This is a genomic window from Staphylococcus sp. GDB20D11A, from assembly GCF_016893255.1.
Taxonomy (GTDB): Bacteria; Bacillota; Bacilli; order Staphylococcales; family Staphylococcaceae; genus Staphylococcus; species Staphylococcus aureus.
The window spans coordinates 256-594 of sequence record NZ_JAFEPJ010000022.1; positions in this window are offsets into that span (position 1 = coordinate 256).

Consider the following 339-nt stretch of genomic DNA (forward strand, 5'->3'; position numbering starts at 1 on the left):
AGTTGGTCGTATGTCAAGTAGACGACCAACCGACCTCCTGTTATAAAATTAAATAATTCTCTAACATTTTCCGTTTCTTCCAAGTACTTAATTTTATTCTTCACAATAAAAACTCCTTTTCAAAATAATGAAAAAGAGTTACAACACTTCCGAATTTATCAACTTGATTTTATAAACTTAATACAGTAACATACAAATTGATAAGGTCAATCGTTACACAACAAACTTTGGCGAGGGAGTGTGTAACTCTTTTTTATTTGGTCTAGCTATAATATAGCACTAAGGGCGTGTTCGGTCTAATGTAGACTGTACACGCCCTTTTTATTTTTATTCCAATTT